At 63.8% G+C, this 15,469-nt stretch carries 13 protein-coding genes and 1 pseudogene; 6 read left to right on the forward strand and 8 right to left on the reverse strand.

Annotated elements, in window-relative coordinates; genetic code table 11:
* Both JQ587_RS33265 and JQ587_RS33270 read right to left on the reverse strand, forming a co-directional pair.
* On the reverse strand, positions 1–1,091 hold a 1,091-nt coding region (locus tag JQ587_RS33265; RefSeq protein ID WP_212428158.1), incomplete at its 3' end, for a HAMP domain-containing protein.
* Positions 1,092–1,231: 140 nt separating this feature from the next.
* Positions 1,232–3,271 (reverse strand): methyl-accepting chemotaxis protein, encoded by a 2,040-nt coding sequence (locus JQ587_RS33270; protein WP_212428159.1) that lies wholly within the window; start codon positions 3,269–3,271, stop codon positions 1,232–1,234.
* A 267-nt stretch (positions 3,272–3,538) separates the two neighbouring features.
* Between JQ587_RS33270 and JQ587_RS33275 the strand changes: the two genes are divergently transcribed.
* Together JQ587_RS33275 and JQ587_RS33280 are read left to right on the forward strand one after the other, a co-directional pair.
* Positions 3,539–4,705 carry an FIST N-terminal domain-containing protein gene (locus tag JQ587_RS33275; RefSeq protein ID WP_212303622.1) on the forward strand — a complete coding sequence of 389 codons (1,167 nt, stop codon included), beginning with the start codon at positions 3,539–3,541 and terminating at the stop codon, positions 4,703–4,705.
* Positions 4,702–6,060: a hybrid sensor histidine kinase/response regulator gene (locus JQ587_RS33280; RefSeq protein WP_212428160.1), complete on the forward strand. Its 1,359-nt coding sequence runs from the start codon at positions 4,702–4,704 to the stop codon at positions 6,058–6,060. Before JQ587_RS33275 ends, JQ587_RS33280 begins: the two co-directional genes overlap by 4 nt.
* 79 nt (positions 6,061–6,139) lie before the next feature.
* Here JQ587_RS33280 and JQ587_RS33285 read toward each other — a convergent pair whose 3' ends face one another.
* Positions 6,140–6,637 (reverse strand): MarR family winged helix-turn-helix transcriptional regulator, encoded by a 498-nt coding sequence (locus tag JQ587_RS33285; protein ID WP_433995286.1) that lies wholly within the window; start codon positions 6,635–6,637, stop codon positions 6,140–6,142.
* A 156-nt stretch (positions 6,638–6,793) separates the two neighbouring features.
* On the opposite strand from JQ587_RS33285, the gene JQ587_RS33290 reads away from it, so the two are divergent.
* The 4 genes and pseudogenes from JQ587_RS33290 to JQ587_RS37095 form a co-directional block, all read left to right on the forward strand.
* The gene (locus JQ587_RS33290) at positions 6,794–7,471 is read left to right on the forward strand and encodes a VOC family protein (protein ID WP_212428161.1); all 678 of its coding nucleotides are present in this window, start codon (positions 6,794–6,796) and stop codon (positions 7,469–7,471) included.
* A 49-nt stretch (positions 7,472–7,520) separates the two neighbouring features.
* Complete coding sequence (locus JQ587_RS33295; RefSeq protein WP_212428162.1) at positions 7,521–8,861, forward strand: epoxide hydrolase family protein; 1,341 nt, start codon at positions 7,521–7,523, stop codon at positions 8,859–8,861.
* A 44-nt stretch (positions 8,862–8,905) separates the two neighbouring features.
* Positions 8,906–9,307, forward strand: coding sequence for a cupin domain-containing protein (locus tag JQ587_RS33300; protein WP_212428210.1), 402 nt, complete (start codon positions 8,906–8,908; stop codon positions 9,305–9,307).
* A 29-nt stretch (positions 9,308–9,336) separates the two neighbouring features.
* Positions 9,337–9,429, forward strand: a pseudogene (locus JQ587_RS37095) (alpha/beta fold hydrolase); the annotation flags it as partial.
* Positions 9,430–9,440: 11 nt separating this feature from the next.
* Here JQ587_RS37095 and JQ587_RS33305 read toward each other — a convergent pair.
* The 5 genes from JQ587_RS33305 to JQ587_RS33325 all read right to left on the reverse strand — a co-directional run bounded on the left by JQ587_RS33305 (position 9,441) and on the right by JQ587_RS33325 (position 14,907).
* Positions 9,441–10,142 (reverse strand): response regulator, encoded by a 702-nt coding sequence (locus JQ587_RS33305; protein ID WP_212428163.1) that lies wholly within the window; start codon positions 10,140–10,142, stop codon positions 9,441–9,443.
* 130 nt (positions 10,143–10,272) lie between these two features.
* Positions 10,273–10,959 carry a response regulator gene (locus JQ587_RS33310; RefSeq protein WP_212303628.1) on the reverse strand — a complete coding sequence of 229 codons (687 nt, stop codon included), beginning with the start codon at positions 10,957–10,959 and terminating at the stop codon, positions 10,273–10,275.
* A 135-nt stretch (positions 10,960–11,094) separates the two neighbouring features.
* Positions 11,095–12,312, reverse strand: coding sequence for a c-type cytochrome (locus JQ587_RS33315; RefSeq protein ID WP_212428164.1), 1,218 nt, complete (start codon positions 12,310–12,312; stop codon positions 11,095–11,097).
* A gap of 137 nt (positions 12,313–12,449) precedes the next feature.
* Positions 12,450–14,165, reverse strand: coding sequence for a PQQ-dependent methanol/ethanol family dehydrogenase (locus tag JQ587_RS33320; RefSeq protein ID WP_249149595.1), 1,716 nt, complete (start codon positions 14,163–14,165; stop codon positions 12,450–12,452).
* Positions 14,166–14,457: 292 nt separating this feature from the next.
* Entirely contained in the window at positions 14,458–14,907 is a 450-nt protein-coding gene (locus tag JQ587_RS33325) for an SRPBCC family protein (RefSeq protein WP_212303630.1), read from the reverse strand.
* Between the last annotated feature and the right edge of the window lie 562 nt (positions 14,908–15,469).

Below are 15,469 nucleotides of genomic sequence, written 5' to 3' on the forward strand. Positions count from 1 at the left end.
GCCATCTCGCCGATCTCGTCCTTGCGGCCGAGGCCCGGCAGCACGACGTCGAAATTGCCCGAGGCCAGCTCGCGCATTGCCTTGCACATCGCGATCATCGGCCGCGAGATGCCGTTGCCGAGCATCAGCGCCAGCACAGCGCCGACTGCGAGACCACCCAGCGCCAGCATCAGCATCAACCGCTCGGTTTCCCCGATCGTCGCATTCGCACTCGCTTCGATACGCTGCTGATCGGCCGACAGGTCGGACCGCAATTCGCCCGAGAGCTTGAGGATGGATGCCGCCGTCTTGGTCATCTCGCCGTTCGCCTTGACGATGACCTTCACATTCTCCGACAGTTTTGCAAAGGACGCGCGGTACTGCTTCAGCAAATTACTGATCTCGGTGACACGGTCCGTGATCTTCTGATCATTGGCGTAGATCGAGACCAGCAATGTCTCCAGAAACTTGATGCGGGCGACCACGCCGTCGGCGGTCTTCGGCTCCGGCTTGGCGACGAAGGCACTGACCGAGGTGGAGACCGCAAGATATTGCGAGGTGATGTCCTTGGCTGTGGTCTGGACCGATGCGAGGCCGGCGAGCGCCGCAGTATCGGCGAGGTCGTCGAACTTGAAGCGGATCTTGTTGCCGACGCTGTTCAGCTCATCGGTCGCGATCTTGTTGTTCTCACGCGTCAGCGTGATGATCTCACCGAAAACCTTTGTGAAGCGCTTGAACTCGGCTTCGAGCTTGCCGACCTCCTCTCGTCGCGCCGCGCCCGTTGTGGCAGACATCGACTTCGCAATCGCCGCCTTCAGATTCTCTTCGGCCGCCTTGGCCGCGGCCTCGTCGTCAGCGGCGCCGGTCAGCGTGTAAGCCCGGGTCAGTCCCTGATAGCCGATCAATTCGCGATCGATGGTCCGCGCGAGGTCTGCTTCAGCCACGCTGGCCCGGTAGGAGGCGACGGCGCCCGCGATTCGCTCGAAGCCGAAATAGGCGAACGTCATGCTGACGGCAAGGATGGCGAGCACCGCCACGAAGCCAAGGATGATCTTTGCACGAAAACGCAAGGTGACGAGCTTCGATGAGCTCGGCTTCGACTTGACGGACATTCCCCCACCCCATTCCATTCGCGGAAAACCAGGCGCCGCCCGGGAGCAGCCCGCTCCCCGACTCTTCTGCACGGTAAATGGCAAAGGATAAGCTGCGGTAAATTTACCGCGTCGCAACTTGCGGTTAGGTGACGCGGCCCCTACGCCGCCCGGATATTCGCCATGAAGCGATCGAGCTCGGCACGCAGCCGCGTGCTTTCGGACGACAGCGTCTTGGCCGAGTGCAGCACCTCCTCGGAGGCCGAGCCGGTTTCGGCGGCGCCGCGGTTGACCTGACCGATGTCGGTTGCCGCGGTCTGGGTGCCCTGGGCGACGTTCTGGACGCTGCGGGCAATCTCTTGCGTCGCCGCGCCCTGCTGCTCGACGGCGCTCGCAATCGACGTCGAGATCGACGAGATCTGGCCGATGGTCGCGCCAATCTCCTTGATCGCGGCGACCGATTCGGCGGTGGCGCCCTGCATGCCCGCGATGTGTGAGGAAATCTCGTCCGTTGCCTTCGCCGTCTGGCTCGCCAGCGATTTCACTTCGCTCGCGACCACCGCGAAACCGCGGCCGGCGTCACCTGCACGCGCCGCCTCGATGGTGGCGTTGAGCGCGAGAAGATTGGTCTGCTCGGCGATTGCCGTGATCAGCTTCACGACCTCGCCGATCTGCTGGGCGGCATGGGACAGCTTTCCGATGCGGCCGTCGGTTTCCTTGGCCTGCACAACGGCGGCTTCGGCGATGCGGCTGGAGTCGCGGACCTGGCGGCCGATCTCTTCGACCGAGGCGGAGAGTTCCTCGGTCGCGGTGGCGACCGACTGCATGTTGCTCGAGGCCAGCTCGGAGACGCCGGCGACCTGGCTCGACAGGGTCTGCGTGGTCTCGGCAGTGCGGGTCAGCGTGGAGGCCGAGGATTCAAGCTGCACGGCGGAGGCCGAGACGTTGGACACGATGGCGCCAACCGCGCTCTCGAAATCATCGGCAAAGCGGATCAGCTCGCCGCGGCGGCTTGCTGCCTGCTCCTTATTCTGGGCCTCGCTCGCGGCGGCATCGCGTTCGGCCTTGGCCACCGCCTGAACCTTGAACTCCTCGACCGCGCCGGCCATCTCGCCGATCTCGTCCTTGCGGCCGAGGCCCGGCAGCACGACGTCGAAATTGCCCGAGGCCAGCTCGCGCATCGCCTTGCACATCGCGATCATCGGCCGGGAGATTCCGGTGCCGAGCAGGAAGGCGAGGACCGCGCCGAGCAGCGTGCCGCCGACGGCCAGCATCAGCACCAGTTGCTCGGTCTTGCCGATGGTCGCCGCCGATTCCGAATCCAGCCGCTGCTGTTCGGCAACCAGATCCGCCTTCATGGCGGAGGCGCCCCGAAGGATCGCGCCCGCCGAACCGCTCATCTCGGTGACGAGTTCATCGACCAATTTGGCGTTGGCGATCAGCTTCTCCAGCGCTTCGCGATAGGCGCCAAGGATCGTCTTGGCGTCCTTCAGGCCGGCGACGATCTTGTCGTCCATGGAGTAGACCGCGCCGAGCGAGTTCTCGACGAATTTCAGCCGTGCCAGCGCGCTGGTCGCGATCGCCTGGTCGGATGTCAGCACGAAATTGGTCGCCGCCGCGCTTGCGGTCTGGAACTGGGCATTGACCTGCTTGGTACCGAACTCGATCGCCTGCGCCTCGGAATCGGAGGCGTTGTTGCCGATATCGTCGAGCTTGTATTTCAGGAGATTGGCCTGGCGCGAGAGCTGGTTCTGCACCAGCAGCGCGCTGTCGCGCTTGGCCTGGAGGACCTTGGCGAAGGTCGCGGAGAAATTCGCGAACTCCTTCGCGAGCTTGTCGAGGCTGTCCTGCCGCGCCGGTGTCTTGGCGCTCTTGACCGCCTGATCGATGGCGCCCCTCAGGCTGGCCTCGGCGTCGAGCGCCGCCTTGGCATCGTCTTCCTTGCCGGTAACGACGAAATATTTGACGGCCGAGCGGTAGCCAAGCAGCTCGCGGTCGATATTGCGGGCAAGATCGGCCTCCGAGACGCTGCTGCGATAGGACCCGACGCCGGATGAGACTCGCTCGAAGCCGAAATAGGCGAACGCCATGCTGCCGGCAGAGATCGCCAGCACGGCGGCAAAACCAAGGATGATCTTGGCGCGGAACCGGAGGGTCGGAAATATGCTGCGCTTAGACGGCGACGCGGTACGCCCGGACATTCCCAAACCCCCATTTAGTCTTCAGCCGCAATCGGGAGGCGCCCCGCCCCCAGACCGGAATGCGCAAAACTAAGGCAGAATCAATAAAGGGCGGTAAATTCGTCCGACCTGCATCTTCGGTGGAGAGCCCTGCTGCGAAAGCCCGTGCCGCCGCTTGCGACCTCGCGTGTTGCGGCTAACCGGAAAACGCCTTATTCTTACGGCATTTGTTAGGCAATAATCACGCAACTGGCGTTAGACCAAGCGGATCCTCAAGGGAGAAACGGAGTGGGGCAAACCGAGTTTCGGTTTGGCGGTGCGTCTGGTGTTGCCGTTGCCAAATCGAAGGCGGCGACCGTCGACGAGGCCGTGGCCGAGCTTGCGGCCCAGCTTCCGTCCGACGAGCTGGCACTGATCCTGGTTTTCCTCTCCCCCCGCTACGACCCCCATCATTTCATCGCCGCGATCACCCGACAATTCGATGAGACCCAAGTCTGCGGCTGCACCACCGCGGGCGAGCTTGCCCCTGACGGCTGGGACGAGAACAGTGTCGTGGCCCTCGCCTTCGGCCGCGCCGACTTCTCGGCCGCAGTGCGGCCCATTCTCAACCTCGACAGCTTCCAGGTGGAGGACGGCCGCAGGATCGGCGGCGAGGTCCGCCATGAGCTGCTGCGGGCGACCCCGCAGATCGATCACGGCAGTCCGTTCGGCTTGGTCTTGATCGACGGCCTGTGCCGCCGCGAAGAGGCGGTGATGTCCGCGATCTATGCCTCGCTTGACGACATCCCGGTGGTCGGCGGATCCGCAGGCGACGGAATGCGCTTCGAGAAGACCTGGGTGTTCTTCGACGGTGAGGCGCACACCAATGCCGCGCTCCTGATCCTGCTGAGCACGTCCCTGCCGTTCCGGGCCTTCAAATGCGACAATTTCGAGCCGCGGGCGCAGAAGATGGTGGTCACAGAGGCCGACATCGAAAGTCGAACGGTCAGGGAGCTGAATGCAGAGCCGGCCGCCGAGGAATATTCGCGCATGGTCGGGATCTTGGATGCCAAGCTCGATCCGTTCTCCTTCGCATCCCATCCCGTCCTGGTGCGCGTCGGCGGCTCCTATTACGCGCGATCGATCCAGCGGGTCGAGCCGGACGGCTCCCTGCATTTCTTCTGCGCCATCGATGAGGGCATGGTGCTGACCGCCGCGTCATCGCGAAGCCTGGTCGGATCGACCCGCGACACCTTCGCCGAAATCCGCGACCAGATCGGAGACGTCTCGCTCTATATCGGCTTCGAATGCCTGCTCCGCCGGTTGGACGCCGAGCAGCATCAGCTAGCCCGCGACATGTCCGAGTTGTACCGGCAGAATCGCGTCGTCGGATTCCACACCTACGGCGAACAGTTTGGCTCCATGCATGTGAACCAGACCTTCACGGGCGTTGCGATCGGAAGGCGCCGGGCGTGACGGAGAGCTGGCAGGATCCTCAGACCGTCGAGCAGCTGCAGCGCGAAGCGGCAAAGCTGAAAAAGATCAATGCCGCGCTGATGTCGCGCGTCGAACGCTCGATGGACCAGCAGCTCAACGCCTTCTCGCTGTTCGAGACCGCGATTGCGCTCGATCACAAGGTTCGCGACCGGACTCATCAGTTGCGCGAGGCGCTGCATTCGATCGAGCGCGCCAATGAGGGTCTTTACCGCGCCAAGCGGCAAGCCGAGGCTGCGAGCTCGCTGAAGTCTTCGGTGCTGATCTCGGTCACCCATGATTTGTTGCAGCCGCTCAACGCGGCACGCCTGACGCTGTCGGCACTGACCGAGATGATGGCCTCGCAGGAGGCGGGACAGCTGATCGATCAGGCCGACCGCTCGCTGGTGATGCTGGAGGACCTGCTGCGATCGCTGCTGGAGATCGCAAAGCTCGATGCCGGCGCACTCAGGCCCGACGTACACCCGATCGCGCTGGCGCCCCTGTTCGAGCAGCTCCGCAACGAGTTCGAGCCGATCGTCGCGCGGCAGGACCTTTCCTTGCGCATCCGCACCTCGCAGCTGGCCGTGAAGTCGGATGCGATGATGCTGCGGCGGATCCTGCAGAACCTGCTTGCCAATGCCATACGATACACCCGCAGCGGCGGCGTCGTCATGGGATGCCGGCTGAGGGGCGACCGCATCTGCGTTCAGGTCTCCGACACCGGGCCGGGCATCGCGCAGGCGCAGCAGGAGGCGATCTTCCGCGAATTCCAGCGCGGCGAGGCCAGCGCCGGCGACCAAGCCGGTTTCGGGCTGGGCCTTTCCATCGTCCGGCGCTTCGCCACCGAGCTCGGACACAAGGTGCGGCTGTCGTCGCAGATCGGGAGGGGATCGACCTTCTCCCTGGAGCTCGAGCCGGCAGACCTCGCCGAGGTCCGCGACGAGGCTCACGAGATCAAGCCGGCCGCGCAGCATTATGGCGGCCTCGAGGGCGCCAAGATCCTGCTGATCGAGAATGATCCGAACGGCTCGGAGGCCTTGGCCGCCCTGCTGGAGGGCTGGGGCTGCGATGTCGCGCCGACGCGGTCGACCGCGGACGCATTGTCACGCCTGAACGAGCTCGGCGGCGCGCCGGACGCCGTCATCGCCGATCTCCATCTCGATCACGGCGAGAGCGGCTTGTCGGCGATCGCCGACATTCGCCAGCATCTGAAGCTCGACACGCCGGCCATGATCATCACCGCCGACTACTCCGAAAAGGCCGCGAAAGAAGCGAGCCGGCACGGCCTCGAAGTGCTGAAGAAGCCGATCAAGCCCGCCGAGATGCGGGCGCTGCTGTCGTTCCTGCTGAGCTAGGTGCACCCCGCTTGCAGTGGCGGGGCATCGCCAAGACAAAAATGTCGAAAACAACCCCATGCAAAGTAGGCTGGGCTTGTCACTCCTCTTCCATCGCCTTGATCAAATTGTCGCGGAGCGTGACGACGCTTTTCTGCAGCCGCGCGAATTCATCCGGCTTGAGTCCGCTCGACTTCACGAGATTCATGTGCATGCCCTTCTCGCGGAGGCGTCGGCCGGCGTCGGTGAGGCTGACGCGCACCTGCCGCTCGTCGGCAGGATCCCGCTGGCGGCGCAAATAGCCCATCGCCTCAAGCTTTTTCAGGATCGGCGTCAGGGTGTTGGATTCCAGGAACATCTTGTTTCCGAGTTCGCTCACGGTCTGGCCGTCCTGCTCCCACAGCGCCACGATCGCGATCCATTGCGGGTAGGTCAGGCCAAGCTCGTCGAGACCCGGCTTGTAGGCCCGTCCATAGGCAAGGTTGGCCGAATAGATCGCAAAGCACAGGAAATCGGCGAGGCGCCGCTCGCCCGCAGGTTCCTGTTTCTCATTAGCCGTTGAATGATCTCTGGATTCGGCCCTGGGACTGCTCTTCAGGCTCATTAAGGGGCGTCCTTTCCGACACGGATATGTGAAGTTCCGCATGCATATATATCGTATCCGATTAAATCGGAAGGGTTGACATTGGCGCCCTGCAGTCCTTTATGTAGCGCACACGAATAAATCGGATACGATCTAATTCAGGAGAGAGCCATGCCCGCCACCAATTCAACCAGCACCACCACAACCCCTGCGACCGATATGAAGCTCGAGGTCGTCGTCATCCCTGTGTCCGACGTCGACCGCGCCAAGGCGTTCTACGCGAAACTCGGATGGAGGCTCGATGCCGATTTCGCCGGGCCCGACGACTACCGCGTGATCCAGTTCACGCCGCCCGGCTCACCCTCCTCCGTCATCTTCGGCAAGAACGTCACCGAGGCGACCCCCGGCTCCGCCCAGGGCCTGTACCTGATCGTCTCCGACATCGAGGCCGCGCGCAACGATCTGCGCGATCGCGGCATCGAGGTCAGCGAGGTCTTCCACGCCGAAGGCGACGTGCACACCGGACCGGACGAGCCTTATCTGTTCGGGCGACGTCGGATCCGTGGTCTGGATCCCGCACGCGGCAGCTATCGCTCTTACGTTTCGTTCAGGGATCCCGACGGCAATGGCTGGCTGTTCCAGGAGGTGACCTCGCGATTGCCGGGACGCGTTGATGCGGCAGGCACGACATTTACCTCCTCGACTGAACTGGCGAGCGCGCTCCGACGTGCGTCCGTGGCACACGGCGAGCACGAGAAGCGGAACGGCGGTCAGCACGATGCGAACTGGCCGGACTGGTACGCCGACTACATCGCGCGCGAGCAGGCCGGCCAGCCGCTCCCGGTCTGAGCCCTGCGGCCGCGACGTCACCCAATTGAACGAGTGAGGGAGTCTCCCGATGCGTGCGCATTCAGTCTTGGAAGTCATCAAGCCGGACCGCCGGCAGCTCTTGCGTTCCGCCGGGATGGGACTTGCCGCGGCGGCGGCCGCGAGTCTTCTTCCCGCGCATCCGGCGCCGGCCGGCACGCCTGATGAAATCCGCCCCTTCCGGATCGACATTCCCCAGGCGGCGCTGATTGACCTGCGCAGCCGCATCAACGCGACGCGGTGGCCAGAGCGGGAAACCGTGACCGACGAATCGCAGGGCGTGCAGCTAGCGATCCTTCAGGACCTCGCCCGCTATTGGGCGACGGACTACGACTGGCGGAAGATCGAGGCAAAGCTGAACGCCCTGCCGCAGTTCATCACCGAGATCGACGGGCTGGACATTCACTTCATTCATGTCCGTTCGAAGCACGACAATGCGTTGCCGCTCATCGTCACACATGGTTGGCCCGGTTCGATCATCGAGCAGTTGAAGATCATCGATCCGCTCACCAATCCCACAGGGTACGGCGCGAGCGCATCGGATGCCTTCCATGTCGTGATCCCGTCGGTTCCGGGCTACGGGTTTTCGGGCAAACCGACCAGCAGCGGCTGGGGACCCCCTCGCGTCGCGCGCGCATGGGTCGAGCTGATGAAGCGCCTTGGCTATTCCCGCTTTGTCGCGCAAGGCGGCGACATCGGCGCACTCATTTCCAATGCGATGGCTGCGCAGGCCCCGCCGGAGCTGCTGGGCATCCACACCAACTTCCCCGGCACGATTCCGCCGGAGATCACCAAGGTGCTGCAGAGCGGTGAGACCCCTTCTGGCCTCTCTGCCGAGGAGCAACACGCCTTCGACCAGGTGAAGGAATTTCGCGCCAAGCATTTTGCCTATGCCGCGATGATGGCGACGCGGCCGCAGACGCTCTACGCATTGGCGGATTCGCCGGTCGGCCTGGCCGCCTGGTTTCTCGACCACGGTGACGGTGATGCGCAGCCGGCCGCGGCGATCACCTCGGCCGTGCTCGGACGCACCGTCAATGGGCATTCCGCCGGCGCCGTGACCCGCGACGACGTCCTCGACGACATCACGCTGTATTGGCTGACGAACACCGCGGTCTCGGCGGCGCGTTTCTATTGGGAGAACAAGGGAGTGAGCGCGCTCAACGCGGTCGACAGCTCGATCCCCACGGCCGTGAGCGTCTTTCCCGGCGAGCTCTACCAGGCTCCGCGCAGCTGGACCGAGCGCGCCTACCACAAGCTCATCCACTACAACAGGGTCGACAAAGGCGGGCACTTCGCGGCCTGGGAGCAACCGCAGCTTTTTGCGGAGGAGGTCCGCACGGGCCTCCGCTCGCTGCGCAAATCGATCTGAACGTTCCGCTCACACCAAGGAAGCACGACATGAGCACGACTGAGGTGAAGAAGATGAAGATCATGGCGATCGCGGCGCTGATCGCGGGGAGCGTTCTGGCAGCGCCCGCGGCGCTGGCGCAGCAAGCGGGCGTGACTCGGACCGATCTGCAGCGGCATGATCTCTCCGTCCCCGGCCGCGAAGCCGTCCAGGTCCGCGTCGACCTCGCCCCCGGAGTGGCCTTCGGCAAGCACACGCATCCCGGCGAAGAGATCATCTATGTCCTCGCGGGTTCGCTCGAGTACCAGATCGAGGACAAGCCGCCGGTCACGCTGAAGGCCGGCGACGTCCTGTTCATTCCGGCCGGAACGGTTCATGCGGCAAGGAACGTCGGCAGCGTCACCGGCAGCGAGCTCGCCACCTACATCGTCGAAAAGGGCAAGCCGCTCCTCGCATTGGTGAAGTGACGGCGACCAGCGACGAAAGGACACCACGCGCCAAATTCGCGCTTCTCCCCGGTATTGGACACTACCCTCATCTCCAAAATCCGGAGGGGACCATCGCCGAGGTTCGCGCCTCGTTCCGATGACTGCCGCCCGGCTATCCGGATGGCGGATCGGCCTGCGAAGGCTCCCGCTTCGGGCCTGTCCCCCCCGCTGCCAGCGTCGCGAAATCGATCCTCGACATTTCGACGATCGCCTTGGTGCGGCTCAGCACGTTGAGCTTGCGCAGGATATCGGAGACGTGGACCTTCACCGTCGTCTCCGAAATCTTCAGCTCATAGGCGATCTGCTTGTTCTGCAGTCCCCGCTTGAGCATGTCGAGCACGCGCAATTGTTGCGGCGTCAGGTCGTGCAGGCGCTTCAGGAGATCCTCCGCCGGACCGGATGCGCGCGGCGGTCGGACCAGCCCATGATAAGCAGCGGGAACACAGACCGACCCGCGCAGCACCTCGCCGATCGACTGCGCCAATGTCTGCTTGGATGATGATTTGAGGATGTAGCCGGACACGCCAAGCGACAGCGCACCGGAGATGATCTGCTGGTCCTGATGCCCCGATACGATGACGACGGGAATCCTGGGAAACGTCTTGCGGATGCGTATGATGCCCGAAAGGCCCGTCGTGCCCGGCATCGACAGATCGAGCAGGATGAGGTCGAGCTCCGGCGTCCCGGCGACCTGCTCGATCGCGTCGTCGATCGAAACCGCCTGAAGGATCTCGGCCGCAGGCTCCACCATCCGCAGCGCGCCCTCGAGCGCCTCGCGAAACAGCGGATGGTCTTCGACAATCAGAAATCGCATCGCGCGTGAGCCGCTCTGAAGATCTGGCCAAAGCCCGGGACGTCGCCGGGATCGACGTTGAATTGCCTGAGCCGAGAATGTCCCCACCCGGTCAGGCCGGCTTGATCCATATCAAAAACGACACCGCCCATCACGACGACCTCCCGCGATCGGGGCGCGCATTGAGCCGGCCCCGCGGATCGGGCAGATCCATCTTGCCGACCGCGATGATCGCCTTGTTGCGGCTGAACAGACCGAGCTTGCGCAGAATCTCGGTGATGTGCGCCTTCACCGTGGATTCCGCGAGCCGAAGCTCCTGGGCGATCTGCCGGTTCGGATAGCCGCGGCGCAGGAGGTCGAGCACGCGAAGCTGCTGCGGCGTCAGCTCGCGCAGCTTGACCTCGAGAGCCCTGCTGGCGTCGGCCCGCCGCCGCTGCGGCGCCGCCACAAAATCCTTCGGGACCGACACCGACCCGCTCAACACGCCTTCGATCGACTGTGCCAGCTCACGCTTCGATGTCGACTTGGGCAGATACCCGGCGGCGCCCAGCGCCAGCGCCTCGCCGACCACGCGCTGGTCCTCTTCGCTCGATACGATGGCGACGGGCAGGCGTGGATAGGCCTCGCGCAGGCGCAGAAAGCCGGAGAAACCGGTCGCATCCGGCAGCGAGAGGTCGAGCAGCGCGAGGTCAATTCCCTGCTCGGCCGAGAGGGTATGCAGGGCATCCTCGATCGACATCGCCTCGAGGATCCGCGCCTCAGGCAAGGCCAGCCGCACGGCATTGCCGAGCGCCTCGCGAAACAGCGGATGATCATCGATGATCAGGAAGCTGGCCATGGCGCCTTCCAAGTGAATCCACCGCATCTGAACCGCATCAGCGGCAGCAGCGCATCGATCCTGCGCCGGTCCGGCATCGGGAGGATGGCGGATGGACGTTAGCACATCTCGCCGCCTCCGTCCGGTCAAGGCCATTCAGTCGTTCGATTCGGCCTGAACGGTCAGCAGGAAGGAATAAATGCTGTCGAACTGCTCGTCGGTGAACACGTCCTTCCAGGGCGGCATGCCCTTGGATGGCCGGCCTTCGTGCACGGTCTTCCAGAACGTATCGCGCATGTCGTCGCCGTAGCGGTGGCGCAGGAGCCGGAGGTCGATCTTCCGCTCGCTCTGGATGGCGTCGGGACCATGACAATGCGCGCAGGTGCCGTTGAAGATCTCCTTGCCTGCGCCGACGGTCTCCGCATTCGGCACAGACGCATCGCCCTTGGACTCGGTCGCCACCACGTTGGCGACCTGGATCACTCCGGCCCCGGTTCCCGTCCCCGTCGTCGTTCCCGCCGGCCCCGCCTGGGCCGCGCCGAAGCGCACCGGCTGCCCGGTCGGCAAGCCGTACTTTACCGCGAGCTCGCCGATCGTCTTCTGAAGCTGCGGCAAGACGGCATCGACACGATCACGGAGCTCGGTGGATGTCTTGGCAAAGCCGATGGCGGCGTCCCATGACAGGCCTTCGCCCTCGGTCAGCTGAATCTGATAGCGATCGTTGTAGCTGGTCTTGTTCAGCCAGCCGGCGACAGGTCCCCAGATGAAGGCGACATCAGCCTTGCCCTGATCAAGCGCCCGCATGCCTTCCTCCGGCGACAGCACGGTCACCTTCTGGATATCGTCACGGCTGGCGAGCAGGTTTTGCGGCGTGCTGGCGAACTGCACCGCGACGCGCTTGCCTTTTAGGCCGTCGACGCCGCCGATCGCCTGTCCCTTCGCCGCCACCAGGGCATAGCCCTCCTTTGCGAAAGTGTTGGAGAAGATCACGGCCGGGCCCATGAAATCCTCGGAACGCGGCAGTCCGATCATGGCGTCGCATTGCTTGCCGAGCAGCGTGACGCGCACAGTCCGCTTGCCGAAATAGGATTTGTACCAATCATAGGCGATCGGCCGGCCGAGCGCCTGCGCCAGCGCCTGCCCGATCTCGACATAAAACCCCGGCTGCGACGGGCTATCGCTCGAGAACGGCAGATTGGTCGGATCGGCGCAAAGACGGAACGGCTGCACGTCGTCCGCGCGCAACGGCGAGGCCGAGACGATCGACGCCGCGGCGACACATGCGAGCAGGCCCGAGATGGCGCGATGTCGGCTCGTGCCAAGACCGGAATAATCGAGGCCGGAATGATCAAGGCCGGAATGATTCGGACGCATCCTCGTCTCCCATAGCTTTGCTGGGCCAGAGCTGTGTCGGGCCAATGGTTGCGGCACAAGGCATCGGCCGATGCCGCAATTGTCGTCGGGAAAAAGCGCGCGCGTATCCGTCACCTCGAGGATACGCGCGCGAGTGGTCACTGGACGGAGAACACGAAGAGGGAACCGCCCTCGGGTGCAGCGGCCGTCATCTTCTTGCCTACCTCGCCCAGGAACGCAGGAAGCGAAGCCGTGCGGCCGACGACGATGGCGACATATTGCTTGCCGTCGACCTGATAGGTCACAGGTCCCGCGCCGATACCGGAGCCGAGATTCTTGCTCCACAGCACCTTGCCGGACTTCGCATCGATGGCGCGGAAGTCGCCATGAATGTTGCCGGCAAACACAAGGCCACCGCCGGTGGTCAGCGTGCCGCCGTTGAACGGCAGGTCTTCCTTGATCGACCAGACCTTCTTCTGCGCCACCGGATCCCAGGCCACGAGTTCACCGAGGAAGCCGCCGGGGCCTTCCTTGGTCGGGAATTCAGCGCCGAGATAGAACACGCCGCGCTTGTAGGCGACGTCCGAGACGGACCAGTCCATGCAGACATTGTTCGACGGGATGTAGACGAGGCCGGTCTGCGGGTTGAACGACATCGGCTGCCAGTTCTTGCCGCCGATCAGGTTCGGGCAGATGTCCTTGGCGGGATGGTTGGGGCCGGGACGCTTGTCCGGATCCTCTTCCGCCCGCATGGTGTTGACGTCCCACTTCTTGGCCCAGTTGGAGAACACGTATTTCTCCGCCGAGAGGACCTTGCCGGTCTCGCGGTTTGCGACGAAGAAGTAGCCGTTGCGATCCGCCTTCATCAGCGCCGGAACGGTGCTGCCGCCGATCTTGAGGTCGGCGAGCACGGCTTCGTTGACGCCATCATAGTCCCAGGCGTCCGCCGGCGTCGTCTGAATGTGCCACTTGATCTTGCCCGTGTTCGGATCGAGCGCGAGCGTCGAGGCCGTGTAGAGGTTGGTCAGCTTGCCGAAATTGCCGTCGCCGGTCGAACGCACCGCGGTGTTCCACGGACCGGGATTGCTGGTGCCCCAATAGACCGTGTCACTCTTCGGATCGTAGGAGCCGACCAACCAGGCCGCGCCGCCGCCATGCTGGGCGGTATCGCCCTTCCAGCTGTCGCCGCCGGGCTCTTCCGGCGTGGGAACGGTGAAGGTCTGCCATAGCTGCTTGCCGGTGTTGATGTCGAAGGCCTGCAACGAGCCGCGCACACCGTACTCGCCGCCGCCGAAGCCGGTGATGACCTTGTCGCGCACGACGAGCGGCGGCGAGGTGATGACCGAGCCCTGCTTGTAGTCGACCACCTTCGTCGTCCACAGCGACTTGCCGGTCGCGGCATCGAGCGCCGTCAGCTTGCCGTCGAGGCGGCCGACGAAAATCTTGCCGTCGGCATAGGAGACGCCGCGGCTGTTCACGTCGCAGCAGGCGAATTGCAGCACGTCATCGGGAATATCGGGCTCGTAAGTCCATTTGCGCGCGCCGGTGGCGGCGTCGAGCGCGTAGACGTATTTCGGACCCCAGGAGCTCGAAACGTAGAGCGTGTTGCCGACGACGATCGGCGACGATTCGTTCGAGCGGAGCGAGGCCAGCGAGAACGAATAAGCCAGCGTCAGCTTGCCCGCATTCTCGGTGTTGATCTGCTTGAGCGGGCTGAAGCGCGTGTTGCCGTAGTCGTGACCGGCGACGGCCCACTGGTTCGAGTCGGATTGCGCCTTGATCAGGGAGTCGTTGGCGCGGACGGTGGATGTCGCGGCGGCCAGCATCGCAATCATCGAAATGCCAGCCAAGAAGCCCTTCGTTCCAAAGGTCATGTATTCCCTCCGATGTTTGTTGTATGCGCCGCGTTGAGCGCTCGAGCGCGATGCGCCCATGATACGCAGTTCGTCTGCGAACCATCGTTCGGAATTACAACATCGCTGCCGCGCGCTTAGTATAGGCGGAAGGTAGTAGTGATAATCAGTGGCAGCTTTCGTTGCTCATCCCGTTGTCGACGCTTGCGTCTTGGCCTTATTTTTAAGCTCGAAACGGACGATCGAGTTTGGACAGCACGGTGCCGCGGCCCGACAGGTCCCGCTCCGGACTCGCTCTGGCCGGGGGCAGCGATCAGGATGATGGCGCTACCACGGCTGCGAAGCTTTCGAAGAAATTCGCAGCCAGCTTGCGCGACGTCGAATCGATCAGCCGCGAGCCGAGCTGCGCGAGCTTGCCGCCGATCTGCGCATCTGCCTGGTAGTGCAGGATGGTGACGCCAGGAGATTCTTCTTCCAGCCTCACCGTCGCGCCGCCCTTGGCGAAGCCCGCGACGCCGCCGGCGCCTTCACCGATGATGCGGTAGCCGTTGGGTGCTTCGATATCGGTCAGCGTCACCTTGCCGCTGAACGTCGCCTTCACCGGTCCGACCTTCAGCACCACGGTCGCAACCATCTCCGTCGGCGATGACATCTCGAGCGATTGGCAGCCGGGAATGCAGCGCCTGAGGATCTCGGGATCGTTGAGCGCGGCCCACACTGTCTCTTTCGACGCCGGGATGCGCTGGCTGTCGTTCATCTGCATTGTTTCCACCCCTTCGCTGTTGCTTGTCAGGGCCGACTAAGGTGGCACGCGGCTGCAATCAATCGCCAGTAAGTACTAGTCCTGCTTTGCGGCGGCTCATTCCTTCGATGTCATTCCGGAGCGCGACCAACGGGTCCGCGCGAAGCGCGGCCCAATGACAGGCTCCGTCGCGAGCCATGATGCGCAATTGCGCATCTGAGAATCCATTCATCCACCAACTCTGCCGCTCGATGGATTCCAGGCGCCCTCGCTCCGCGCGGACCTCGAAATGACGTCCGAGTGTTGCGACTCCGATGGTTCGTTCCACACTCCGGCCGGAGTCGGCTTCGCTGCATTGCCGCAAGTAAAATCAATGACTTAAGTCGCCAAAGCCTACTACCAAGATCGCGATTACAACGGCATGGACGCGTGCTCCTATTCGCGCAACGAACAAGGCATTTGAGGGAGAAACCGACGCGCGGGCGGGCGAGGCACGAGACGCGACCAGGCAAGCGCTTCGCGCGATGGCGATCGCGCGTACGCCGTCACAGACGTAGCGGACACCTTTTTGAAAGCTCCCTGC

This window comes from Bradyrhizobium manausense (assembly GCF_018130615.1).
GTDB lineage: Bacteria > Pseudomonadota > Alphaproteobacteria > Rhizobiales > Xanthobacteraceae > Bradyrhizobium > Bradyrhizobium manausense_A.